We start from the raw sequence: 24,455 nt of genomic DNA on the forward strand, positions 1-24,455 counted from the left end.
TTCATATCGGCAGCGCCTTGGCGCCGATATCGCGGCGGCAGAAACCGCCGGGGAAGCCAATCGCATCCACGGCGCGGTAGGCGCTGCCGATCGCGGCGGGGAGATCGGCGCCGGTAGCGGTGACGGCGAGGACACGGCCGCCGGTGCTGACCAGAGTTGCACCTTGCCGCGCCGTACCGGCGTGGAAAAGTTCGATTCCTGGCAGATTGCCGGCGTTGGCGAGGTCGATGGGACCGCCTTTTTCGTGGGCACCGGGATAGCCCTTGGCGGCGAGGATGATCGTCGCGGCGGCGCCGCCGCACCAGACGAGTTCGGCGGAGGGGTCGAGTTTACCGGCCGCCGCGGCGGCAAGAATGGGTAGGAGATCGGTGCCGAGCAGCGGCATCAGGGCTTCGCATTCGGGATCGCCGAAGCGGACGTTGAATTCGATCAGCTTTGGCCCGGTTGCGGTGAGCATCAGCCCAGCGAACAGGAAGCCGCGGAACGGAGTGCCGCGCCGCGCCATGGCGGCAAGCGCGGGGCGGATGATTTTTGCCATGGCGGCGTCGATGATCGGTTGGGTCGCGGCGGGCGGCGGTGCGACCGCGCCCATGCCGCCGGTATTGGGGCCGGTATCGCCCTCGCCGACCCGCTTGTGGTCGGCGGCGGCGCCGCAGAACAGGGCGGTTTCGCCATCGCAAAGAGCAAACAAGGAAATTTCTGCGCCGGTCAGGCATTCCTCGATGACGATTTCCGCGCCGGATGCGCCGTGGATGCCGGCTTCGAGCATGGCGGCGACCGCCACTTCGGCTTCGGCCTGGGTTTCGGCGACGACGACGCCCTTGCCGGCGGCGAGACCATCGGCCTTCACCACGATCGGCGCCGAATGGGCGGCAAGATAGGCGCGGGCGGCGGCGGCATCGGTGAAGCTCGCCCAGGCGGCGGTGGGAATGCCGGCCTGATCGCAGATTTCCTTCGTGAAACGCTTCGAAGATTCGAGTTTGGCGGCGGCGCGCGACGGGCCGAAACAGGCAATGCCGGTTTCCGCCAGGGCATCGGCGATGCCGAAGGCGAGCGGGGTTTCGGGGCCGGGAACCACGAGGTCGATCTTGTGCTCCTGGGCGAATGCAACCAGAGCCGGAATATTGTCGGCTTGGATAGCGACGTTTTCACCAAGCGATTCGGTGCCGGGATTGCCGGGGGCGATGAACAATTTGGTGAGTACCGGACTTTGCGCGATCTTCCATGCGAGCGCGTGTTCCCGCCCGCCGCCGCCCACCACCAGAACCCGCATTTTCGCTCCTGTCCGCTTGTGCAACCGGCGCGCGCTTAGCATAGTTGTGTGCAATGAGTGAAACCATTGAAGCGCCGGCCGGCAATCTGCCGGAATTGACCGTCTCGGAAATCGCCGGAGCGGTGAAGCGCACGCTGGAGACGGCGTTCGGCCGGGTGCGGGTGCGCGGCGAGATCACCGAGATGAAGATTTATGCCTCGGGCCACACCTATCTCGCCCTGAAAGATGAAGGCGCCAAAATTCGGGCGATCATCTGGAAGGGCAATGCGGCACGGGTGGGACTCAAGCCGGAGAACGGGCTGGACGTGATCGCGACCGGGCGGATCACCTCCTATCCCGAGCGCTCGGAATACCAACTCATCATCGAGCGGCTCGACTATGCCGGCGAAGGCGCGCTGCTCGCGCGGATCGAGCGGTTGCGCAAAAAACTTGCCGAGGAAGGGCTGTTCGACGCTTCGCGCAAGCGGGCTCTGCCGATGCTGCCGCGCGTAATCGGTGTGGTCAGTTCGCCGCAGGGCGCGGTGATCCAGGACATCAAAACCACGATCGCGCGGCGGTTTCCGAGCCGCATCGTGCTCTGGCCGGTCGCAGTGCAGGGCGAGGCGGCGGCGGCGCAGATTGCAGCGGCGATCGAAGGGTTTTCTGCGCTCGCGCCGGGAGAGCCGATTCCGCGCCCGGACGTGCTGATCGTTGCCCGCGGCGGAGGGTCGCTGGAAGACTTGATGGCGTTCAACGACGAGGCGGTCGTGCGCGCGGCGGCGGCCAGCACCATTCCGCTGATTTCGGCGGTGGGACACGAGACCGACACGACCTTGATCGACTTCGCATCCGACCGGCGCGCGCCGACGCCGACGGCGGCGGCGGAGTTGGCGGTGCCCGACCGGATCGCATTGGCCGCGAATCTGGCGCAATCGGGAGCGCGGATCGCCGGAGCGCTCACGCGGATCGCCCAGGCGGCGCGGCTGCGGCTCGATCGTGCCTCGGCGGCGCTGCCCGATCTGCCCTCGCTGCTCGGTTCGGCGCGGCAGCGGCTGGATGATCGGGGCGAGCGGCTGGCTTTGGCGCTACCCAATGTAGTGGCGGCACGACGCCGCGCGCTGGAGCGCATGACCGCTCGGCTGATGCACCCGCGCGAGCTGATCGCGGCGAAACGTCACGCTCTCGCTTTGCTGACCCATCGCATGGCCGTGCCCACGGGCGCGATGCTGCGGGAGGGGCGGTTGCGTCTCGACTCTCTCGCGGCACGGCTGGAAGGGCTGTCCTACAACGCGGTTCTGGCGCGCGGTTTCGCCCTGGCGATCGGGCCGAACGGCGAGCCGATCACCTCGGCGAAGGCCGCATCGGCGGCTACACGGTTCGAAATAAGGTTCGGCGATGGCGGCGTCGCGGTACGGACCGAGTCCCGTAAATCCCCGCCGGTTCAGCCCAGCCTGGACCTGTAGATCAGGACGCCGAACCGATCGGCAGCAATGGCCCGGAAAACACGATCGGCGTGTCCGGCTGGCCGGTCGGCGCGCCACCCGGCGGCTCCACCGTTACCGCGATCAGGATTTTCGGCTTGCGCAGGTCGGGCGGCATATCGTTCGCCGGCAGCACCGTGTGGCCCGGTTTCACGAATCCGATCGGCACGGGTTTCTCGCCGCCCGCAACGGCCCAGAGCTGCCAGACCTTGCCGGCAGGCGGCAGGATATGGCCGATCGGCGCGATGCTCATCGCACCGTCGCCGCGCAGCGCCACAGTGAAGACGGGGCCGCTTTTGCTGGCAAGCACGGCGACCATATGCGGAGCCGCCGGAAGTTGCGGCCGAAGGATGGCGAGCGCGATGGCCGCTGCGACGGCGACGGCGCCGATGCCGCGCCAGATCGCCACATTATCCCAGAAGCGCTCGCGCCAGGACGGCGCCAATCGCCGGGGTGCCTGCCGGGATATCGCGGCTCGCGGCTCGGGGGGTGAAATGATCCGCTCGATCTCGCTCCACGCGGTTGCCGGCGGTTCAACCTGGGGCACCGTGAGGGCGAGCGGCAGGAGTCTCTCCTCCCAGGCGGCCACTTCAGCCGCGAGAACCGGATCGCGCGCCAGATCGGCCTCGAAGGCGCGCCGTTCCTCGCCGCGCAGGACACCGAGGACGTATTCGCCGGCACGATCGGGGGGCGGAGGGGTGAGATCGCTCATCGTTCGAGGCACTTTTTCAGGGCGTCGAGCCCGCGCGCGATCCAGCTCTTGACCGTGCCCAACGGGGTGTTGGTGCGGACCGCGATCTCACTGTGAGAATATCCTTCGACGAAGGAGAGCAGGACCGAGCGGCGCCAGTTTTCCGGCAATTCGCCGAGGCAGTCCGACAAGGCCCGTCTGTCTTCGATGCCGACCGGTATGTCGGCGGCGATGTCGGGCAGTTCACCATCGCCGGTGTGGCGGTTCTCGGTCTCCAGCCGGTCGAGCGCGCGATAGCGCAAAATCCCGATCATCCAGGCGCGCGGCGAACCGCGAGCGGCGTCGAACCGATCGGCATTGCGCCAGATTTGCAGGAAAGCCTCCTGCAATGTCTCCTCCGCGTGGGGGCGATTGCGCAGAAGCCTTAATGCGATGCCGAAAAGAGTGGGCGCCATGGCATCGTAGAGACTGCGCAACGCCGAAGGATCACGCGCGGCACAACGACCGAGAACCAGGGCAAGTTCCCCCTCGGCAGCCGTTTTGGCCGCTTGTTCCGTCACCCAATCGCTCTCCATGCCATCGAACATCTTGTATAATGTTACCCCAGGGCAGGCAATGTGGATGCGAGCAGTTACATTTCCGTAACCCGAAAGCACTGTCTCAAAGGGGTGGACCGAGGGGCCCAGATGGTTCACAAGGCGCTGGATGGAGACCCGCATCGAGCGTCTATGCATGGCCAACGGGCTCAAAATGACCGGCCCGCGCCGGGCCATCGCCCGCGTATTGTCCGAAGCGACCGGCCATCCCGACGTCGATGAGTTGCACCGGCTGGCCCACCGGCTCGATCCGCGGATTTCGCTCGCCACCGTCTACCGCACCGTGCGTCTGTTCGAGCAGCACGGAATTCTGGAGCGGCGCAACCTGGGCAGCCGTCGCGCTCGCTACGAAATGTCCGGCGAGCACGACCATTTTCATCTGATCGATCAGGATAGCGGCAAAGTGATCGAGTTCGACGAACCGGAAACCGAGCAACTGATGCGCCGCGTCGCCGCGCGTCACGGGTTCGAACTGGTCTCACTGAAGATCGAGCTGTTCGGCCGGAAAGCCCGCTCCGAACCCGCACGCGCCGAGCCGGAGCGTGCGGGAAAGATCCCTGCCCGATGACTCCCGAAGCGGCGATCGGCGCGCCCGCTGGCTTCGGCGAATTGCGGGCCGGCAATCTTGGCGTGCGCCTCGCGGCCAGCGCCAACGAACTCGACGCCGTCCAGGCCCTGCGCTTTCGCGTCTTCTACCAGGAGATGGGGGCGACCGCCGACGCGGAGGCCACCGCGAGCCGCCGCGACCGGGACAGATTCGACGCAATCGCCGATCATCTTCTGGTCATCGATCACGACATCGCCGGCGATGCACGCGGCGTCGTCGGCACCTATCGGCTGATCCGCCAGGAAGCAGTCGCTCGGACGGGTCGGTTCTATTCGGCCGATGAATACGACCTCTCGGCACTCGAGCGGTTTCCCGGAAGGCTGCTCGAACTCGGGCGATCCTGCGTCGATGCGGCCTATCGCTCGCGCGCCGTGATGCAATTGCTATGGCGCGGCATCGCGGCTTATGTGTTCCAGCATGATATCGAGCTGATGTTCGGCTGCGCGAGCCTGCACGGCACCGATCTTAACGCTCTTGCGCCCGATCTCACCTATCTGTTCTGTCATCATCTGGCGCCGGAAAGCATCCGGCCGCGCGCTTTGCCGGAACGCTATGTCGATATGCGGCGGCTTGATGCGGCGACGATCGACCCGAAGCAGGTGCTGGCAAGGCTGCCGCCCCTGATCAAGGGATATCTCCGGCTCGGTGGCTTCGTCGGCGACGGCGCGGTGATCGACTGGCAGTTCAACACCACCGACATCGCCGTGGTGGTGCAGACCGATCTGGTCACCGAGAAATATTACCGGCATTACGAGCGCCAGGCACGATAGCCGCCCGCTGCGCGCCGGACGCGGTTGGCCTTCGCCGCGCGCCGCGCTATGCGTGCGCGCGACATCCCTGCTTGAGGCATAATATCCGACATGGCCGAAGACGATACGCCGATCCCCGACAGCCTGCTGCCCTACGATGAATGGACGGAGGAGGCGCTGCGCCTGGTTGCGTTACGTGCCTTGCAGCACGTGGAACGGGAGGGCCTGCCGGGCGGCCATCATTTCTACATCACCTTCAGCACCGCGCATCCGGGCGTGTCGATCCCGGACCGGCTGCGCGCCCAGTATCCCGACGAAATGACCATCGTGCTCCAGCACCAGTTCCGCGACCTCAGGGTCGATGAGGCCGGCAGGCGGTTCTCGGTGAAGCTGTCCTTCGGCGGCGTACCCTCGGCGCTCGACATTCCGCTCGCCGCCGTGACCGCCTTCGCCGATCCCGAAGTGCGGTTCGGGCTGCAATTCGCGCCGCGCGAAGACGAGGCGCCACCCGCACCCGAAGAGGTGCCGGAGGAAGCCGAACCGCGAACCGAGCCGGCCGGACCGGCGGATGTGGTCAGCCTCGATGCGTTCCGCCGCCGGCCGCCCGCCAAGGACTGATTGCAAGGAAATCCGTCATGAACGTCATCGCCAAAAAAACACCGGACTTCGTCTTCAGCACGATGTTTCCGCTCGGCCACGATGAGACTCCGTGGCGCAAGCTCGATCTTGGCGGCGTTTCGACGATCGGGGTGGACGGCAAAACGATCGTGAAGATCGCGCCCGAGACGCTTTCGGCACTCGCCTTCGAAGCGTTCCGCGATGTCTCGCATCTGCTGCGGCCGGGGCACCTCGCCCAATTACGGGCGATTCTCGACGACTCCGAGGCGTCGGAGAATGATCGCTACGTCGCGATGGAATTTTTGAAGAACGCGAATATCGCGGCCGGCGGCGTGCTGCCGATGTGCCAGGACACCGGCACCGCCATCGTGTTCGGCAAGAAGGGCCAGCGCGTCTGGGTCGAGGGCGACGAGGAGGAAGCCTTTTCGCGCGGGGTGTATCGCACCTATACCGAGACCAATCTGCGCTATTCGCAGATGGCGCCGCTGTCGATGTACGACGAGGTGAATACCGGCACCAACCTGCCGGTGCAGTGCGACATCCTGGCCGCGCCCGGCGAGGCGCATGCCGAGGAATTCGAGCTGATGTTCGTCGCCAAGGGCGGCGGTTCAGCGAATAAAAGCTTTCTGTATCAGGAGACGCGCGCGATCCTGAATCCCGGAAAGCTGATCGAGTTCATCGAAACCAAGGTAAAGACACTTGGTACCTCGGCCTGCCCGCCTTATCACCTCGCGATCGTAATCGGCGGTACCTCGGCCGAGACGACGATGAAAACCGTCAAGCTCGCCTCGACGCGCTGGCTCGATGGATTGCCGGCGGAAGGCTCGGCACTCGGCCATGCGTTCCGCGATCGCGTACTGGAGCAACAAATTCTGGACATGACTCGACGGATCGGCATCGGCGCGCAATTCGGTGGAAAGTATTTCTGCCATGACGTCAGAGTGGTGCGGCTGCCGCGCCACGGCGCGTCCCTGCCCGTCGGAATTGGCGTGTCGTGCTCGGCGGACCGGCAGATCCGAGCAAAAATCACCAAGGAGGGCGTGTTCCTCGAGCGGCTCGAAACCGATCCGGCAAAATACCTGCCGGAGGTGACCGACATGCATCTCGGCGGCGAGGTGGTGCGCATCGATCTCAAGCGGCCGATGGCGGAGATTCTCGCGGAATTGTCCAGGCACCCGGTCAAGACGCGGGTAGCACTGACCGGAACCATCGTGGTGGCGCGCGACATCGCCCACGCCAAGCTGAAGGAACGGCTCGATCGCGGCGAAGACTTGCCGGATTACATCAAGGATCATCCGGTCTATTACGCGGGCCCGGCCAAGACGCCGGAAGGCATGGCGACTGGCAGTTTCGGCCCGACGACGGCGGGGCGGATGGATAGCTACGTCGCCGAGTTCCAGGCGGCGGGCGGATCGCTGGTGATGCTCGCCAAGGGCAACCGTTCGCGCGCGGTGCGCGAGGCGTGCAAGGCGCATGGCGGATTCTATCTCGGCTCGATCGGCGGCCCGGCGGCGGTGCTCGCGCGCGACAACATCAGGCATGTCGAGTTACTAGAATATCCCGAGCTTGGCATGGAAGCGATCTGGAAAATCGAGGTCGAAGATTTTCCGGCTTTCATCGTGATCGACGATAAGGGCAACGACTTCTTCGCGGATCTGGCATGATGACGACGTATTCGGTACCCATTCTCTCGGCTTGGCGCGCAGCGCCTGCGGCGCTGCCGCGCGGCAACGACTTCTTCGCGAATCTTGGTTAGCGGATCATGAAATTCACCATCGACCGTATCGACCATGTCGTGCTGACCTGCGGCGACCTCGGAGTCACCGCCGAATGGTATGAGCGCGTGCTGGGCATGGAGCGCGAGGAATTCGGACCGGACCGGCGCCTCGCCCTTCGGTTCGGCGCGCAGAAAATCAATCTGCACCAATCCGGCACGGAATCCAGTCCGCACGCGGCGAAGCCGCAGCCCAGTGCGCTCGATATCTGTTTCGTCACTGCTCTCGGCACCGATGATGTCGTCGCCCATCTCAAGGAACAGAACGTCGCGATCATCGAGGGGCCGGCGATGAAAACCGGCGCGCTGGGTGCGATGCGCTCGGTGTATTGCCGCGATCCCGACGGCAATCTCATCGAGATCGCCAGCTATCTGGAGGATTGATCGATGGACGACGCCGCTGGGCGGCGATTGGGTCTGGTCGCCTTCGCGCTGTTTTTGATCACGATTCCGCTGTCGAACTGGATGATCGGCAATATCGGTACCGTGTGCGTCGCGCATGGTCCGTGCCTGATTCCGGTGGCGCCGGGAATCATGGCGCCGTCCGGCGTTCTCACCGCCGGGCTTGCACTGGTGCTGCGCGATATCGTGCAGCGCTGTCTCGGCGCGCGCTGGGGTCTGCTCGCGGTCGCGCTGGGGGCTGCGATCTCGGCACTCGTCGCGCCGGCTTCACTGGTGCTGGCCTCGGCGGCGGCGTTCACGACCTCGGAATTCGCCGATTTCGCGATCTACACGCCGCTGCAACGGCGCGGGCTGACGCGGGCGGTTCTGGCGTCGTCCGGGGCCGGCATCGTCATCGATTCTCTGGTGTTTCTCTGGCTGGCCTTCGGGTCGCTCGCGCTGTTTCCGGGCCAGGTGATCGGCAAGCTCTGGTCGATCGGCATCGCCCTGCCGCTGATCCAGTTGACCCGAAGGCTGGTGCCGAGCCCGGCATGAATCTCGCCGATTTCGACTACGATCTGCCGCCCGAACGGATCGCGGCGGAACCGGCGCGGCCGCGCGACGCAGCAAGATTGCTGCATGTCGCACGTGACGGGCTGCATGATCGGCAGATTTGCGATCTGCCGTCGCTGCTGCGCTCCGGCGACTGTCTCGTGGTCAACGATACGCGGGTGATCCCCGCGCAATTACAGGGACGGCGCGGCGATGCGCGGATCGGCATCACGCTTGATCGCCCCCTGGCCGATGGGTCCTGGCGGGTTCTGCTGCGCAATGCCCGGCGCGCGCGTGTGGGCGAGACTATCGCGATCGACGGTGCAGACGGATTTTCCGCCATGGTGATCGCGCGCTCCGGCGATGGTTCGGCGGTACTGCGCTTCGATCGTGACGGCGAGGCATTCCGGGCGGCACTCGAACAGGCGGGCGCGCTCGCACTGCCGCCTTATATTCCGCGCGCTCATGGAGCGACGGCGCGGGATTCGACGGATTATCAGACCATGTTCGCGGCGCGGGAGGGCGCGGTCGCCGCACCCACCGCCGGGCTTCACTTCACGAGCGCGCTGCAGGATGCGCTGACCGAACGTGGGATCGGGCTTACCCGCGTCACCCTGCATGTCGGCGCGGGAACCTTCCTGCCGGTGCGCGGCGAAATCGTCACCGATCACCGGATGCACGCCGAGCGCGGCGAAATCTCCGAGGCGGCGGCCCGGACGATCAACCGCGCGCGGGAGAATGGCGGCCGAATCGTCGCGGTCGGCACCACCAGCCTGCGCGTGCTGGAGACGGCGAGCGACGCGGCGGGCGTGATCCATCCCTGGGCCGGCGAGACCGAATTGTTCATCCTGCCGGGCTACAGGTTCCGCGCGGTCGATGTGCTGCTGACCAATTTTCATCTGCCGCGCTCGACCCTGCTGATGCTGGTCGCGGCCTTCGCCGGCCTGGAGTGCATCCGCACCGCCTACGCCCATGCGATCGGCGCGGGCTATCGTTTCTATTCCTACGGCGATGCCTGCCTGCTGGAGAAACCATGACCAGCTTCGGATTCTCGCTGCTCGCCACGAATGGCGCGGCGCGGCGCGGGCGCATCGCGAGCGCGCATGGCACGGCGGAGACGCCCGCCTTCATGGCGGTGGGCACCGCCGGAACGGTGAAGGCGATGACGGCGGATGCCGTGCGCGCGACCGGCACCGAAATCGTGCTCGGCAACACCTATCACCTCATGCTGCGCCCCGGCGCCGAGCGGGTCGCATCGCTGGGCGGGCTGCACCGGATGGCGGACTGGCCAGGCATCATTCTGACGGATTCGGGCGGGTTTCAGGTAATGTCGCTTGCGAAACTGCGCAAACTCGACGAAGTGGGGGTGATTTTCCGTTCGCATATCGACGGTTCGGCGCATCATCTGACGCCGGAACGCTCGATCGCGATTCAGCACGCTCTGGATGCGACGATCACCATGGCGTTCGACGAATGCACCAAATTTCCCGCGACGTATGACGAAGTGGCAGCGTCGATGCGCCTGTCGATGCGCTGGGCCGCGCGGTCGCGCGATGCTTTCGCGAGGCGCGATGGCTATGGCCAGTTCGGCATCGTGCAGGGCGGCATCTTCCCCGATCTGCGCGCCGAATCCGCCGCCGCCCTCACCGATATCGGCTTCGAGGGCTACGCGATCGGCGGCCTCGCCGTCGGCGAAGGCCAGACCAGGATGTTCGAGATGCTTGACGTCATCAACCCGCTGCTGCCCGACCATCGGCCGCGCTATCTGATGGGGGTCGGCACGCCGGACGATCTGCTCGGCGGCATCGCACGCGGAATCGATATGTTCGACTGCGTGATGCCGACGCGGGCCGGCCGCACGGCGCGCGCCTTCACCGCGCGCGGCATTTTCAACCTGCGCAACGCGCGGTTCGCCGACGATGCACGGCCGCTCGATCCGGGATGCCCCTGTCTTGGCTGCGCGCGCCACAGCCGCGCCTATCTGCATCATCTGTTCCGCGCCGAGGAAATGCTTGGTTCGATGCTGCTGACGGCGCATAATCTGACCTACTATCAGCGCCTGATGGCGGGCGCGCGATGCGCGATCGAGACGCAAACCTTCGAAGAGTATGCGGTGGCGACGCGCGAAGGATGGGCAAGAGGCGATGACTGACGAACCCTATGCCGGGCTGTATCAGCTTGGCCGCGCAAGCCGCGCACCGGACAGCCCGGAACAGGCCGAACTCGAACGGGTGCCGGCTCCCGCCCAAGGCCGGCATTACGTGGTGCGGTTCACCTGCCCGGAATTCACCTCGCTCTGCCCGATCACCGGGCAGCCGGATTTCGCCCATATCGTGATCGACTACATCCCCGACTCCTGGATCGTGGAGAGCAAGTCGCTCAAGCTGTTCATGGCCTCGTTTCGCAACCACGGCGCATTCCACGAAGGCTGCACCATGATGGTCGCCGAACGGCTGGTCGATCTGCTTGCCCCGCTCTGGCTCAGGATCGGTGCCTACTGGTATCCGCGCGGCGGTATTCCGATCGACGTGTTCTGGCAGACCGGCGCCCCGCCGGACGGCGTATTTCTGCCGGATCAGGGGGTCGCCCCCTATCGCGGCCGTGGATAAGGTCTCACACCGCAAGGCGATAACGGATCGCGCGGCGGCGCTGGGGTTCGACGCGATCGGGTTCACCCGCGCCGCGCTGACCGAGCGTGAGCGGGATGGTTTACGTGGCTATCTTGCGGCCGGTCATCACGGCACGATGCGCTGGATGGCCGATCGCGCCGCCGAGCGCGGCGACCCCGCCGCGATGTGGCCCGATGCCGTCACGGTCATTTCGCTCGGCCTGTCCTATGCGCCCGAGGATGATCCGCTGGCGACGCTCGTGAGGACCGATCGGGGCAATATTTCGGTTTATGCGCGCCATCGGGACTATCACGACGTCATCAAGGGCAAGCTCAAGCATCTGGCCCAGTTCATCGCGTCACGCGCGGGCGCGGAGGTCAAGGTGTTCGTCGATACCGCGCCGGTGATGGAAAAGCCGCTCGCCCGGCGGGCCGGGCTGGGCTGGCAGGGCAAGCACACCAATCTGGTGTCGCGCCGGCATGGCTCGTGGCTGCTGCTCGGCGAGATCATGACCACGCTCGACCTGCCGGCGGATGCGCCGCACGCGGATCGCTGCGGCACCTGCACCGCGTGCCAGGCCGCCTGCCCCACCGATGCGTTTCCCGCCCCCTACAAACTCGATGCGCGGCGCTGCATTTCCTACCTCACGATCGAGCATGATGGACCGATTCCAGTGGAATTTCGCACCGCAATGGGAAACCGGATTTACGGGTGCGACGATTGCCTCGCGGTGTGCCCGTGGAACAAATTCGCACAGGCAGGGCGGGAACAGAAGCTGGCGGCACGGAATGATCTGGTGGCGCCGAGGCTAGCCGTTCTCGCCACGCTCGATGAGGCCGGATTTCGCGCGCTGTTCGCCGGAGGCCCAGTCAAGCGCATCGGACGAAATCGGTTCGCGCGCAATGTCGCCGTCGCGATCGGCAATTCTGACGATCCCGGCCTGCTCGATGCGGCGCGCGGGCTCGCGGCGGATTCCGATCCGGTGGTCGCCGAAGCGGGGGGCTGGGCGCTCAACCAACTGAAAAATCTTGAATAATATGCCGGAATCTCACAAAAAGATGATCTGGGCTGCTCGATAAACAAAAGGGGGCTTTGCATGTCGCAATTATTCCGGCCACAGAAACCTGCCTGGATCGATGAGTTCAAGACGTTTCTGCTCCGGGGCAATGTCATCGATCTGGCCGTCGCCGTGGTAATCGGCGCCGCGTTCACCGGAATCGTCACCAGCCTGGTCGCAAATATCATCAATCCGCTGATCGGAGTGGTCACCGGCGGGGTCGATTTCTCCAATCACTTCATTACCCTCAAGGGCGCGGTTCAGCCGACCATCGCCGCCGCGAAAAAGGCCGGCGCGGTCACGCTGAATTACGGGTTGTTCGTCAATGCGGTGATTAATTTCGTGATCGTCGCCTTCGCGATTTTCTGGATGATCAGGACGGTGCAGAAGCTCTATCGCCAACCGCCGCCGCCGGAAGCAGCACCCGCGCCGACCCCGACCGAGCAGTTGCTCACCGAAATCCGCGACCTGCTGAAGTCGCGACCGCAGGCATAACCGACATTTAGGGCAACATCCGTGAGCCAATGTGAACGGATACTCTACTGTGGTGGTTCTGAAGTTCCTACGCATATGCGGCGGCGCTTTTCAGGAACTTCAGAACCAAAAACCACGCTAGATTCATATACTTGCTAGTGTCCTTTCGATTCGGAATTTCGTATGGTGCCAGGTTTGGCGATAACGAACTTCCGAATCGGGACACCAGGACCACGGACATGCCGGCCGGAACCACTCATCGACCCTGGCGGGACATTCGCCTCATCGGTTTTGCCGACCGGGCGCCGCTCGCGCAGGCCTGGCGCTGGCTGGACGCGGCGGGGAGCGTGCCCGGTCATGAGACGGTCCCGGCGGAGAACGCGACCGGGCGGGTTCTGGCCGAGACTGTGGCGGCCCCGAAGGACCTGCCGCCAGCCGATCTGGCGGCGGCGGATGGCTATGCGGTCCGCGCCGCCGATACCGAGGACGCAAGCGCGTATAATCCGCTGCCTTTTGCCTTGTCCGATGCCGCGAGCGCGGCGCGCGCCCATCTGATTTCCGCCGGCACCGCACTGCCGTCCGGCTGCGACGCCATCCTGGATTTCGGCACCGTCTCTCGGATCGATGCGGATCGGGCGGAGGTGCTGGAGCCGGTAGCGCGAGGCGAGGGAGTCGCGGCGCGCGGCAGCCTGATCCGGGCCGGAACGGTCGCGCTGGCGGCCGGGCGGCGGCTGCGGCCGCAGGATCTCGCGCTGCTCGCAGCACTCGGAATCGCGCGGGTCGCGGTCCTGCGGCGGCCGCTGGTCGGGCTGGCGATCGCCGGGTCGAAAACCGGCGGCGTGGATCAACTCGGCCCGATGCTGCGCGCCCTGACCACGCGGGATGGCGGGGTTCCGGCCGGACCAGGGCGGATGACCTTCAAAGCCGCCGTCGCGGAGGCGGGTGCGGCGGATGTCATCCTGATCGCCGGTCGCTCGGGAACGGGCGAAGATGACATCGCGGGCCTCGCCTTGGCGGAAGCGGGCGGTACGCGGGCGCTCCACGGCATCGCGCTGCGGCCCGGCGGCTCAAGTGGGCTCGGGCAATTGGGCGCCGTGCCGGTAATCCTGCTGCCGGGCGATCCGCTGGCTTGTCTCGCGGCATACGACATGCTGGCCGGCCGGCTGATCCGCCGGATCGCCGGGCTTTCGACAGATCTCCCCTATCGGATCGGCGCCCTGCCCCTGAGCCGCAAGATCGTCTCTTCCACCGGCTTCACCGATATCGTGCCGGTTGCCGTATCCGGTGACGAGGCTGCACCGATCGGTTCGGTTGAGACGGGCCATCTCGCGGCGTCTTGCCGCGCCGCCGGTTTCGTCATGGTGCCTGAAACCCTGGAAGGGTATGCGGCGGGCGACATCGTCCGCGTGCACCTATATGATTAGCTATGGCTGAGAGTTCGGACATGGTGCAGCGTCTGGCCGCCCTGTCCCGCGCGGCGCGCCAGGAACAGTTTCTGGACGTGATCGCGCGCGACGAGGCAGAAGCGCGGCTGCGCCGCCATCTCCATCCGGTTCCGGCAGGCGTGGAAACCGTCGGGCTCGGCGCCGCGCGCGGACGCGTGCTGGCCGAGGACGTGCTGGCTCCGGTGGACGTTCCCGGATTCGATCGTGCCAGCGTCGATGGTTTCGCGGTGCGCGCCGCCGATATTGCCGGCGCCACGCCGGAAGCGCCGGCGGCGCTGCGGCTGAACACCGAGATTCTGACCCCAGGCATCCTGCCGGAACAGGACGTCGCCAAGGGCGTCGCCAGCGTGATCGCGACCGGCGGAATGCTGCCGCGCGGCGCCGACGCCGTGGTGATGGTCGAAGATACGGAGGTCCGAACCGGCCCGGACGATGCGCCGGTGGTGGAAATCCGCCGCCCCGCCTTTGCCGGCCGGTCCGTGGCGGCGGCTGGTTCCGACATCGCGCGCGGCGAGACCGTGCTCCGGCAGGGCAGCCTGCTCACCTCCCGCGAGATCGGGATGCTGGCCGCCGTTGGGCTGGGCGACGTGCCGGTCTGGCGCCGGCCGCGCGTCGCGATCCTGTCCACCGGCGATGAGATCGTCACACCCGGCGCGCCGATCCGCGCGGGCCAGGTGTATGACAGCAATGCCGCCGTGCTCGCCGCCGCGACCGAGGAACTGGGAGGCGAGCCGGTGCGGTTCGGCATCGTGGCGGACGACGAGGCGGCGCTGTCGGCCGCGCTCGACCGGGCGCTGGCGGCGTGCGACCTCGTGGTGTTGTCCGGCGGCACCTCGAAAGGCGCTGGCGATCTGGCGCACCGGGCGGTGGCGCGGCTGACCGATCCCGGCATCATCGTCCACGGCGTGGCGCTGAAGCCGGGCAAGCCGCTCTGCCTCGCGGTGAGCGGCGGCAGGCTGGTGGCGATCCTGCCGGGTTTCCCGACCTCCGCGATATTCACCTTCCATGCGTTCGTCGCCCCGGTCATCGCCGGGCTGGCCGGCCGCCGCGCGATCCGGCAGGGCCGAGTTGCCGCCACGCTGCCGTTGCGGATCACCTCGGAGCGCGGACGCACCGAATATGTCATGGTCTCGCTGATGCAGACGCCGGATGGCGGCCTCACGGCCTATCCCACGGCGAAGGGCTCCGGCGCCGTCACCAGCTTTGCCCAGGCCGACGGATTTTTCGCGATTCCGGCCGCGACCGAGGCGGTCGCCGCCGGCACGGCGGTCGAGGTCACCCTGATCGATCAGGACGTGGAGCCGGCGGATTTGATTGTCATCGGCAGCCACTGCGTCGGTCTCGATCTGCTGATCGGATATCTGGAACGCGAGGGAATCCGGGTGAAGGCGCTCAATGTCGGCTCTTCCGGCGGCCTCGGCGCGGCACGGCGGGGCGAGTGCGATATCGCCGGCATCCATCTGATGGACCCGCAAACCGGGCGTTATAACGTTCCGTTCCTGACCGAGGCGCTGACCCTGGTGCCGGGCTATCGGCGTCTGCAGGGCGTGGTGTTCCGCCGGGACGACGCGCGCTTCGCGCCGTGCCCGACCGCCGAAGCCGCCGTGGCGGCAGCGCTCGCCGATGCATCGTGCCTGATGGTCAACCGCAATGCCGGCAGCGGCACCCGCATCCTGATCGACCGGCTGCTGGAGGGAAACCATCCGCCCGGCTACGGTTATCAGGCGAAATCCCATAACGGCGCCGCCGTCGCCGTCGTGCAGCGCCGCGCGGATTGGGGCGTCGCGATCGAGACCGTTGCCCGGCAATACGGGCTGGGGTTTCTACCGCTGCAGGATGAACAATACGATTTCGTCGTTCCGCTTGCCCGGCGGGAACGCCCGGCGGTACGCCGGTTCATCGCACTTCTGCAGGACCCGGCGACCCGCCGGCAATTGGAGGCGATGGGATTCACCATTTCCGCCGAGGCAGCCGATGCGGCACAATGACGCGTTCAGGGCCGGGACGCTCGCCTCGCTGGGTGTGCTGCCCAATCCCGACGATCCGCGGCTGACCATGGCGGTCACCGGCGTCGATCAGACCGGTGCTGCCGTGCAATCCAAGGTGCCGATGGAACGGAAGCTGACGATTTTCCTGAACACCCAGAAGATCGTGACCGCGATGACGATCGGCGACTACCCCGAGGAGCTTGCCGTCGGCTATTTGCTCAACCAGGGCATGCTGCGGCCGTCCGACACGATCACCGGGATCGGCTATGACGAGGAACTGGCGGTGATCGCGGTGCGGACCGAGCGGGAAACCGATTACGAGGAGAAACTGAGCAAAAGGACCCAGACCTCCGGCTGCGGCCAGGGCGCGTCGTTCGGCGACGTGCTGGACGTGATCGCGGGCGTAACCTTGCCTGAAGCCGAATTGCGGACCTCGTGGCTCTATCATCTGACCAACCGGATCAACACGATTCCGTCGCTTTATCTCGAAGCGGGCGCGATCCACGGCGCGGTGCTGTGCCGGCGCGGCGAACCGCTCGTCTATATGGAGGATGTCGGAAGGCATAACGCGGTGGACAAGATCGCCGGCTATATGCATCGCCACCGGATCGACGGCGCCGACAAGATATTCTTCACGACCGGCCGGCTGACTTCGGAAATGGTGATCAAGACGGTGCGCATGGGGATTCCGATCCTGATTTCGCGATCGGGCTTCACCGCCTGGGGCGTGGAGCTGGCGCGTCAGGCCGGACTGACCCTGATCGGCCGGGCGCGCGGCAAGCGGTTTCTCGCTTTGTCCGGCGCCGAGCGGATCGTGTTCGACCAGGATCTCGCCTATGTCGCGGAAGAGAGCGCGAAGCTTCGCCGCAAGGGTGCCGCCGATGACGAATGACAAAACCGCGATCGTGGGAGCGATCCTGGCCGGCGGCCTGGCGCGGCGGATGGGAGGTGTGCACAAGGCGCTGCAAAACGTGGGGGGCGAGATCGTGCTTTCCCGCCTGATCGCCCGGCTGCGGCCGCAGGTGGCAGCGCTGGTGCTGAACGTGAACGCCGATCCCGCGCCGTTCGCGGGTTTCGGCATGCCCATCGTGGCGGACGATCTGCCCGGCCATCCGGGGCCGCTCGCCGGCGTTCTGGCCGCGCTCGATTGGGCGGCGCGCGGGCTGCGCGGCGCGCGCTGGGTGGTCACCGTCCCCGGCGATGCGCCCTTCATTCCTAGCGATCTCGTCGCGCGCCTGTATGACGGGGTGCAGCGTCAGGGAGCGGAGCTGGCGTGCGCCGCTTCCGCCGGGCGGACCCATCCGGTGATCGGGCTGTGGCCGGTCGCTCTGCGCTTCGATCTGCGCCGCGCTTTGGTGGACGAGGATATCCGCAGGATCGACCGCTTCACCGGCCGCTACGCGATCGCCGCGATCGAATGGTCCGCCGATCCGGTCGATCCGTTTTTCAACGTCAACACCCCGGACGATCTCGCCGAAGCCGACCGGCTGGCCGCCGGCGGGCATTTATCGTAAGGAAAAGAAAAGGAGCGTGACGGGCGCAAGACCGTCACGCTCAGGATCCGCCGGCCGCCAACCCGAACGCGCGGCCATGCGGGGGGGAGGAGTTGTCGCTACACTGCGTTCGGGGTCACGGTGTCACCATGTTTGCGGATGGTGAAATTGATCACAACGGGCATCGCGAGCAGCACCATCGGCAACTGCACGATGATTCCCGCGATGATCGCGACCGCCAGGGGCTGCTGCATCTGATCGCCGGCGCCGCTGATCGCCGCCCCGAGCGGCAGCAGGGCGAGAATCATTGCGAGCACGCTCATCAGGATCGGCCTGAGCCGGTTAAGTGCGGCGTCATACAGCGCCTGGCGCGGCGGCATGATCCTGGACAGCTCCTGATATTCCGAGACGTAGAAGATCGCCATTTCGGTACCGATACCCAGGATCATCACCATGCCCATCAGCGCGGTGATGTTCAGCTCGATTCCGGTCAGCCATAGCCCGACGAACACCGCGCTGGTGGAGATCACCGACGTGCAGATGATGATGATCGGCAGCAGTATCCGCTCGTAGAGGAACAGCAGCAGCACGATTTCAGCGATCAGGGCGGCGATGAAGACCGCGACCATGCCGCGGAAGGCGATCTGCTGCTGCTTGTAAAGGCCGCCCATCGTGTAGGTGACGCCCGGCGGCAGAAGGCCAGGCTTGGCAAGCACTTTCTGGATCGCGGCAGCCGTGCTGCCAAGATCGCGCCCCGAGATCTCGGCCGTCACCTCGACGATTTGCGCCAGGTTCTTCCGCGTGATTTCCGGCTGGCCGGCGACGAAGTCGACCTTCGCGACCATGTTCAGGGGAAACACATACCCGTTCGGTGCCCGAATCGGCAGGTTTTGCAACTGGCGCCGGCGCATCGCCGCTTCCTGCGGCGGGTCGATCCACAGCCGCACGCCGACATCTCCCAGAGTGCCGATAAATTTGGTCGCCACGATACCATGGAGATAGGCATTGACCTGAGTTTGGACTTCCTGCGTCGTCATTCCCTCCATCGTCGCCGCGGCTTTGTCGACGTGGATTTCCAGCGCGTCGCCCGCCGGCACCACGCCGTTATTGACCGAGGAGGGATCGACACCGCGCACCTTGGAAATCGCATCAGCGACGTTCTGCGCGACATTGTCGAGAATTGCCGGATTCTTGGCGCTCACATCGACCACGACCGGCTCGGGCCGGCCGACCATATCGCCGATATTGTCAGTCAGTAACTGGTCCGAACCGAAATCGATTCCCGGAACATCCCTGGTTACTTTGTTATCGATCTGGTCCATGACTTTCCAGATGTTCGGCCGTTTGTCGGGGTTGATCAGGCGAACATAGATATCTCCCTGGTTCGGCTCGTTCAAATCGCCGCCGAGCCCCGCGCCGGTGCGTCGGGAATATGCCGCGACATAAGGATTCGAGCGGATGATATCCTCGACCTGGTGCAATTCGCGATTGCTTTCATTGAGCGACGTACCGGGATTGGTCTGGTAGTTGAACACGAAGCCGCCTTCATCCATCTTCGGCAGAAAGCCGGAGCCGGTATGTTGCATCCCGATATAGCCAACCCCCAGCAGGATCACCACGCCGATCCCGACATAGATGGGCCGGCGCAGCACCGCATCGAGTGCGCGTCCATGGGTTCTTTTGAACCAGTCCGGCTTGTCATGGCTCGGGTCGTGCCATTTCTGAAAATCGATCACCGTTCTGGCGAGAATCGGCACGACGAACGCGGTCAGCAGATAGGAAATGATCAGCGCCAGGGCCATGGTCAGCGAAAGGTAGCGGAAGAACGCCCCGGTGACGCCGGACAGAAAAGCAAGCGGTATGAAAATGACGATGGTGGCGAGGCTTGAACCGGTCAGCGGCCGGAGGAATTCTTTGGTCGCGAGCAGAACGGCACTTTGCGGGTTGGTGAGGCCGGGCGTGCCGGCGCGCCGAGCGATCTGCTCGATCATCACGATCACGTCGTCGATCAGCAGCCCGATCGACGCGGCCAATCCGCCCAGCGTCATCATATTGAACGACATGCCGAGCACATAGAGCAACAGCGATGTGATCAGCACCGCCATCGGCACGACCACCATTGCAACCGATGTGGCCCGCCAGTTGCGCAGAAAGAACAGAACCACGAGGCCGGCCAGGAACAGACCGATGACGATCCCTTCTTCCACCGCAGCCACCGAGGACCGGACGAGTTGGGTCTGATCATACCATTTGACCAGGTGGATCGATTTCGGCTGCGCCGCCATGAACTGCTTTAATTTCTTCTTCACCTTGTTCTGAAGCGCCACCATGTCCGCGGACGATTGCTGATAGACATTGATCTCCACCGAAGGCAGCCCTTGATCTCTGACCAGGTACCAACGTGGTACTACGCCCTTGCTGATCGTTGCGATATCGGCGAGCCGGATAATCCCATGCTGTGCGGTTCGCAGGGTTATGTCGCGAATCGATTTGGCGCCAGTCAGGCCATTTTTCGCGAACATCAGATAGAGCAGGTCATTGTCCTGCAGATGGCCAACCCCCTCAAGAACGTTCGATTGCTTGACCGCGTTCTCTACATCCGCAAGCGTCAATCCAAACGCCCTGAGCTTGGCCGGATTGAGCACGGCCTCGATCTCGCGTTGCCTCCCGCCCAAAGTTCCCACACGCGCGACGCCTGGAATTCCCATCAACATCGGCGCTATCTGGAATTTGGCCATCCGCAGCAGATCGACCTGCGACACCGTCTTCGACGTCAGCGAATAGGACGAAAACGGCATGATCACGTTCGGCAGCATCTGGATCACGTTGTAGGTCGTGCCGGGCGGCAATTCTGGAAGAATCTGGGAAAGCGCCGCCTGCACGCCGAGATAGGCGAAATGCATGTTGGTGCCCCAGGGAAAATCGACGAACAATTCGGTCGATCCGCGCGACGTGGTGGACTCTACGTCCAGCGCGTGGGGAACCCGGCGCACCATCCGCTCGATCGGCGCCGTGACGTCATACAATTGCTGTTGCGCCGGGCGAGTGCCGGAATCCACCTCGATGCGAATCCGCGGAAAACTGATCACCGGATACACGCCGTACGGCATTTTCGATATTGAAAATACCCCGGCCAGGGCGAGTGCTGCCGCAATCAGTATGAGGGACCGGCGATGATGCTCCACCCAGCTGACGAAATTCATTGGCTGGCCTTCCCTTTCGGATCGGCGAGCCGGATTTTCATGCCGTTATCCAGTTGGTAGTTGCCCGCGAGAACGACGGGGGCGCCGGGCTCGAGCGCGCCGTTGATCACGTCCTTGTCGTCGTCCGACACCAGAACGTGAACCACCACCTTCTTCGCCGTCATGCCGTGCGCCTGAACGATGTAGGTATTGCCGGTATCGTTCACCAGAATCGCCCGGTGCGGTACGACATAGCCGTTGATATGCCCGACCGTGATGTTTGCCTGAAACATCTCGCCGAGCAGCGTCTTGCCGGCCGGCACGCTGATATCGACCGGCACCAGCCCATTGATCGATTCGACGAGCGAACCATGGAACAGGACGGTTCCGGCCAGCGACGCGCCGCCGCCGATCGGCGTCAGCTTCACCGGATCTTTTACATGGATCTCCCGTGCCTCGTTCGGAACCACGCCCGCCTTGAGCACCAGCCCGTTCGGCTGCGCGAGCTGGACCAGCCCTGCCCCCTCGGAGACGATCGCACCCGGCGTCGTGTCGATCACCGTGACGATCGCCGGGAACGGCGCGCGCAGCGTATGCGGCCCTTGGGCACCCTGCGCCTGCAGCGCGTCGAGCGCCGCCTCTGCATCCGCCTGGCTCTTTTCCGCCTGGAACAATTGCTGATCGGTGGCGAGATGGCTGCCCACCATCGAGCGGGTGCGGCTCACCAGATCGGTGGCGACGCGCAGTGCCGATTTCGCCTGCGCATAGGCTGAAACGCTCGCCGGGCTCGGCACCAGCCGGACCAGCGGCGCACCCTTGGCGACCAGCGCGCCGCGCCGGACATAGACATTGGTGACCGCCGCCTGCAGCGGCGCCATCAGCGTCTGCCGCGCGGACGACGCGGGGCCGACACTGCCATAGACGGTGAGAACGCGCGGCAGGCTGCCATGGGTCAGCGGCGTCAGCTTCACGAGAACACTGGGGCCGTTCGTGGTTCCTGCCGCCGCGAGTGCCGGCGCGGCGATCATGCCCGCGAAAATCGCAAAGGCGGCGAGAGTCTTCATGAATGGATCACCCCGGTATGGTTGACGAGTCTTGTCCGCGGAAGGCCGACCCCGAGTTCGATGCCGAGCGCGAGCTGGTCGGTGTCGAGCCGGGTCTGGTAGGCGATCACGTCGAGTTCGCGCTTCAGCGCCGTCGTCTGGTAATCGACCAGCGCACGCTGATCGAGATTGCCCTGGGCGTAAGCATTCTCCGCGTTGCGCGACAAACGCCGCGCGGTCGCGGCGGCATCGCGCGCCTGGACCAGATCGGCCGCGAGAACCGCGATCCGCGTGCTGAGCCCATGGACCATGCCGTCGGCATGATCGAGCGCCGCCTGATATTGCGCGTGGAGCACCTCGCGCGTCGCCTTTGCCGACGCGATGCCGCCCTGATTGCGGTTGAAGATCGGCAGCTCCATGGTCAGGGTCGGACCGACCGACAGAACGTTCGACGTATCCGTGCCGCCGGATGGGCCCAGCGCCAGCGGCGGGAACTGGGCGAGAATCGCCGCGCGCAACTGTTCTTCCGAGGTTCTGTAACCAAGCCGCAGCGCCACCAGGTCCGGCCGCCGCTCGGGCAGCGTGGTCAGCAGCTTCGTCAGATCGGCCGGCGGCGGCGTGAGTTCGGGGCGGCTGATCGCGAACCGGACGGAGGGTTCAAGGCCGAGCAGCGCATCGAGCTGCTGCCAGACCTTCAATCGGGTCAGGCGCGCGGATGCGAGAGCGGTTTCGGCCCCCGCGTTCGCCGCGATCAGCGGCGCCTCGGCGGTCAGATCGAGATTGCCGAGCGCGGTCGCCTGGCGCACCTGCGCGAGTTCGGTGGACAGCAGGGACAGTTCGCGCTTGAGGTAGCGGATTTCCGCATTGTCGCCATGGATATCGAGCGCCAGCAGTCGCGCCTGCTGGGCGACCTGCCATTCCTGCCACAGCAGCGACGCGTTGACCGAACCGAGCGAGGCGCGCGCCGCCGCGACGCGCGCCCGATAGGTGATGAGCGACGTGATATCCTGCGAGAGCGATGCGGCGTAGGACGGCGTCGAGCCCGGCCCGCTGATCAGCGCCGCGAAACCAAGGCCGAGCGACGGATTGGGCAGGATCGAGGCACTGAGCAAAGCCGCCTTGGCGAGGCCGAGCTGTCCGCGCTGCTCGGCAAGATCGGGGTCGTTGAGGATCGCGAGCAGGCCGATCTGGTCGATCGAGAAGGATTGCGTCGGGGCGAGCGTGATCGGCGGGTCCTTCGCCGTCATCGCCGGAATGGTCCGGTTGAGTGAAGCGACACTCGAAACCAGGTTCGGCCGGTTCGCCAGGGGCTTGGCCCGATAGGTCGCGCAGCCGGCGAGCGCGAGGGCGGCCAGCAGCATCCCGCCCCGATGGCAAAAACGCCTCCTCATGGTCAGCACCGCGCCGGAAGGGCCGGATGGAACGCGCTGTGAGATTTTTCGCCGCGGCGCGCGGCAGCATGTGCCAGCGGCTCAGCCGATATCATCGCGGCCGATACCGATGCCGCGAACCGAGTTGCACCCCATGATCCAGCCCAAGTCGCCATCGTTCAAATGACCCCGTTCAGAAACCGCCACATACCGCCACCAAAATAGTCTTTCGTGCCCCGTCATCGGCCGGCGCCATGCGTAGTCGCGCCGCCGGCCGATAACATCCGAGATAGCCTATTTTTCGGGTTTGTAGACGTAGAGCGCGCCCGCCTTGCCGGCATAGGCGTAGACATTATGCGTTACCGGATCGACCGTGCCGGTGTGAGTCAGGCCGACCCCGGTCGAGACGAACGTCACCGGCTTCATCGTGTTCGCGTCGTAGACATTGAAGCCCTTGCCCGCGCCTTCAAAGGCATAAACCAGGCCAAGCTTGGGGTCCCACTCCACTTGGTCGATGCCGGACTTGGCAGGCAGATGCTTGAGCACCTTGAGCGTGTCCGCGTTGAGCACGAACATACCAGCGCTCGTCGTGCCGACCCAGACGGCATTTGTTTTAGGATCGTAGATCTGTCCTTTGGTGCCGTCGAGCTTGGTGACCTTTATGTGCAGATTGATCTTGTGCATGATCTTGCCGGTCGTCGCATTCAGCGATTCTTCCCAGGAATCGTCGGGCATATACAGAATGTTCTTGGACGCAACCAACCTACCGACATCCGGGCCGCCTCCCTTGGTCGGGACGAGCGGGAACTTGGTCTCGAATTTCGGGTCCTTGCCGGTGCTGTAGACATCGACCCAGTTGTTATCGTCCATCGCCACGTAGAGTTTATGCGTGGCGGGATCGAGCCACATTCCGTCCGGCGAGGTTCCGACGGTGGTGACCCGGTTGACGATTTTCCAGTCTTTCTTCGAAATCACCACGATCTGATTGGTCTTTCCGGGACCTTGAGCGGCAGTCCAGTAGACGTAGTGGGCATCCGAGGCGTGGCTGTTCGGCGCCGGAATTGATTTCCAATGGTGGACTACTTTGTTCGTG

Annotated in this window: 23 protein-coding genes; 16 read left to right on the forward strand and 7 right to left on the reverse strand. The window is 65.1% G+C overall.

Features of this window, described 5'->3' with window-relative positions:
- Window position 1: 1 nt before the first annotated feature.
- Window positions 2-1,273: a phosphoribosylamine--glycine ligase gene (gene purD / locus L2A60_RS10030; protein WP_235704243.1), complete on the reverse strand. Its 1,272-nt coding sequence runs from the start codon at window positions 1,271-1,273 to the stop codon at window positions 2-4.
- 53 nt (window positions 1,274-1,326) lie between these two features.
- On the opposite strand from purD, the gene xseA reads away from it, so the two are divergent.
- On the forward strand, window positions 1,327-2,715 hold the full coding sequence (gene xseA, locus L2A60_RS10035; RefSeq protein WP_235704244.1) for an exodeoxyribonuclease VII large subunit: 1,389 nt from the start codon (window positions 1,327-1,329) through the stop codon (window positions 2,713-2,715).
- Between the two features lies 1 nt (window position 2,716).
- Here the strand turns inward: xseA and L2A60_RS10040 are convergent, their stop codons facing one another.
- Both L2A60_RS10040 and L2A60_RS10045 read right to left on the reverse strand, forming a co-directional pair.
- Window positions 2,717-3,445, reverse strand: a complete 729-nt coding sequence (locus tag L2A60_RS10040) for an anti-sigma factor (RefSeq protein ID WP_235704245.1) — start codon at window positions 3,443-3,445, stop codon at window positions 2,717-2,719.
- The gene (locus L2A60_RS10045; RefSeq protein WP_235704246.1) at window positions 3,442-4,143 is read right to left on the reverse strand and encodes an RNA polymerase sigma factor; all 702 of its coding nucleotides are present in this window, start codon (window positions 4,141-4,143) and stop codon (window positions 3,442-3,444) included. The genes L2A60_RS10040 and L2A60_RS10045 overlap by 4 nt, the downstream gene beginning before the upstream one ends.
- Here L2A60_RS10045 and L2A60_RS10050 point away from each other — a divergent pair.
- The 15 genes from L2A60_RS10050 to mobA all read left to right on the forward strand — a co-directional run bounded on the left by L2A60_RS10050 (window position 4,130) and on the right by mobA (window position 17,788).
- Window positions 4,130-4,588, forward strand: a complete 459-nt coding sequence (locus L2A60_RS10050; RefSeq protein WP_235704247.1) for a Fur family transcriptional regulator — start codon at window positions 4,130-4,132, stop codon at window positions 4,586-4,588. The two genes, L2A60_RS10045 and L2A60_RS10050, sit on opposite strands and share 14 nt — an antisense overlap.
- Entirely contained in the window at window positions 4,585-5,397 is an 813-nt protein-coding gene (locus tag L2A60_RS10055; protein WP_235704248.1) for a GNAT family N-acetyltransferase, read from the forward strand. The genes L2A60_RS10050 and L2A60_RS10055 overlap by 4 nt, the downstream gene beginning before the upstream one ends.
- A 90-nt stretch (window positions 5,398-5,487) precedes the next feature.
- Entirely contained in the window at window positions 5,488-5,994 is a 507-nt protein-coding gene (locus L2A60_RS10060) for an SspB family protein (protein ID WP_235704249.1), read from the forward strand.
- A gap of 17 nt (window positions 5,995-6,011) precedes the next feature.
- Complete coding sequence (locus tag L2A60_RS10065) at window positions 6,012-7,658, forward strand: fumarate hydratase (RefSeq protein WP_235704250.1); 1,647 nt, start codon at window positions 6,012-6,014, stop codon at window positions 7,656-7,658.
- Window positions 7,659-7,756: 98 nt separating this feature from the next.
- On the forward strand, window positions 7,757-8,152 hold the full coding sequence (locus L2A60_RS10070) for a VOC family protein (RefSeq protein WP_235704251.1): 396 nt from the start codon (window positions 7,757-7,759) through the stop codon (window positions 8,150-8,152).
- A 3-nt stretch (window positions 8,153-8,155) separates the two neighbouring features.
- Window positions 8,156-8,704, forward strand: a complete 549-nt coding sequence (locus L2A60_RS10075) for a VUT family protein (protein ID WP_235704252.1) — start codon at window positions 8,156-8,158, stop codon at window positions 8,702-8,704.
- Window positions 8,701-9,738, forward strand: a complete 1,038-nt coding sequence (gene queA, locus L2A60_RS10080) for a tRNA preQ1(34) S-adenosylmethionine ribosyltransferase-isomerase QueA (RefSeq protein ID WP_235704253.1) — start codon at window positions 8,701-8,703, stop codon at window positions 9,736-9,738. Before L2A60_RS10075 ends, queA begins: the two co-directional genes overlap by 4 nt.
- Complete coding sequence (gene tgt, locus L2A60_RS10085) at window positions 9,735-10,853, forward strand: tRNA guanosine(34) transglycosylase Tgt (protein WP_235704254.1); 1,119 nt, start codon at window positions 9,735-9,737, stop codon at window positions 10,851-10,853. The genes queA and tgt overlap by 4 nt, the downstream gene beginning before the upstream one ends.
- On the forward strand, window positions 10,846-11,310 hold the full coding sequence (gene queF / locus L2A60_RS10090) for a preQ(1) synthase (protein WP_235704255.1): 465 nt from the start codon (window positions 10,846-10,848) through the stop codon (window positions 11,308-11,310). Before tgt ends, queF begins: the two co-directional genes overlap by 8 nt.
- Complete coding sequence (queG, locus tag L2A60_RS10095) at window positions 11,294-12,346, forward strand: tRNA epoxyqueuosine(34) reductase QueG (protein WP_407932537.1); 1,053 nt, start codon at window positions 11,294-11,296, stop codon at window positions 12,344-12,346. Before queF ends, queG begins: the two co-directional genes overlap by 17 nt.
- A 60-nt stretch (window positions 12,347-12,406) precedes the next feature.
- Window positions 12,407-12,862, forward strand: coding sequence for a large conductance mechanosensitive channel protein MscL (mscL, locus tag L2A60_RS10100; protein ID WP_235704257.1), 456 nt, complete (start codon window positions 12,407-12,409; stop codon window positions 12,860-12,862).
- Window positions 12,863-13,080: 218 nt separating this feature from the next.
- Complete coding sequence (locus L2A60_RS10105) at window positions 13,081-14,265, forward strand: molybdopterin-binding protein (RefSeq protein ID WP_235704258.1); 1,185 nt, start codon at window positions 13,081-13,083, stop codon at window positions 14,263-14,265.
- 2 nt (window positions 14,266-14,267) lie between these two features.
- Entirely contained in the window at window positions 14,268-16,274 is a 2,007-nt protein-coding gene (locus L2A60_RS10110; RefSeq protein ID WP_235704259.1) for a molybdopterin biosynthesis protein, read from the forward strand.
- Complete coding sequence (locus L2A60_RS10115; protein ID WP_235704260.1) at window positions 16,261-17,166, forward strand: formate dehydrogenase accessory sulfurtransferase FdhD; 906 nt, start codon at window positions 16,261-16,263, stop codon at window positions 17,164-17,166. The genes L2A60_RS10110 and L2A60_RS10115 overlap by 14 nt, the downstream gene beginning before the upstream one ends.
- Window positions 17,156-17,788 (forward strand): molybdenum cofactor guanylyltransferase MobA, encoded by a 633-nt coding sequence (gene mobA, locus L2A60_RS10120; RefSeq protein ID WP_235704261.1) that lies wholly within the window; start codon window positions 17,156-17,158, stop codon window positions 17,786-17,788. Before L2A60_RS10115 ends, mobA begins: the two co-directional genes overlap by 11 nt.
- 98 nt (window positions 17,789-17,886) lie before the next feature.
- Here mobA and L2A60_RS10125 read toward each other — a convergent pair whose 3' ends face one another.
- From L2A60_RS10125 to L2A60_RS10140, 4 genes are all read right to left on the reverse strand, one after another.
- Entirely contained in the window at window positions 17,887-20,970 is a 3,084-nt protein-coding gene (locus tag L2A60_RS10125; RefSeq protein ID WP_235704262.1) for an efflux RND transporter permease subunit, read from the reverse strand.
- Entirely contained in the window at window positions 20,967-22,013 is a 1,047-nt protein-coding gene (locus L2A60_RS10130; protein ID WP_235704263.1) for an efflux RND transporter periplasmic adaptor subunit, read from the reverse strand. The genes L2A60_RS10125 and L2A60_RS10130 overlap by 4 nt, the downstream gene beginning before the upstream one ends.
- Window positions 22,010-23,353 (reverse strand): TolC family protein, encoded by a 1,344-nt coding sequence (locus L2A60_RS10135; protein WP_235704264.1) that lies wholly within the window; start codon window positions 23,351-23,353, stop codon window positions 22,010-22,012. Before L2A60_RS10135 ends, L2A60_RS10130 begins: the two co-directional genes overlap by 4 nt.
- A gap of 303 nt (window positions 23,354-23,656) precedes the next feature.
- Window positions 23,657-24,455: YncE family protein (locus L2A60_RS10140; protein ID WP_235704265.1), on the reverse strand; the 799-nt coding region annotated here is incomplete at its 5' end.

Source organism: Acidiphilium iwatense (assembly GCF_021556475.1).
Taxonomy (GTDB): domain Bacteria; phylum Pseudomonadota; class Alphaproteobacteria; order Acetobacterales; family Acetobacteraceae; genus Acidiphilium; species Acidiphilium iwatense.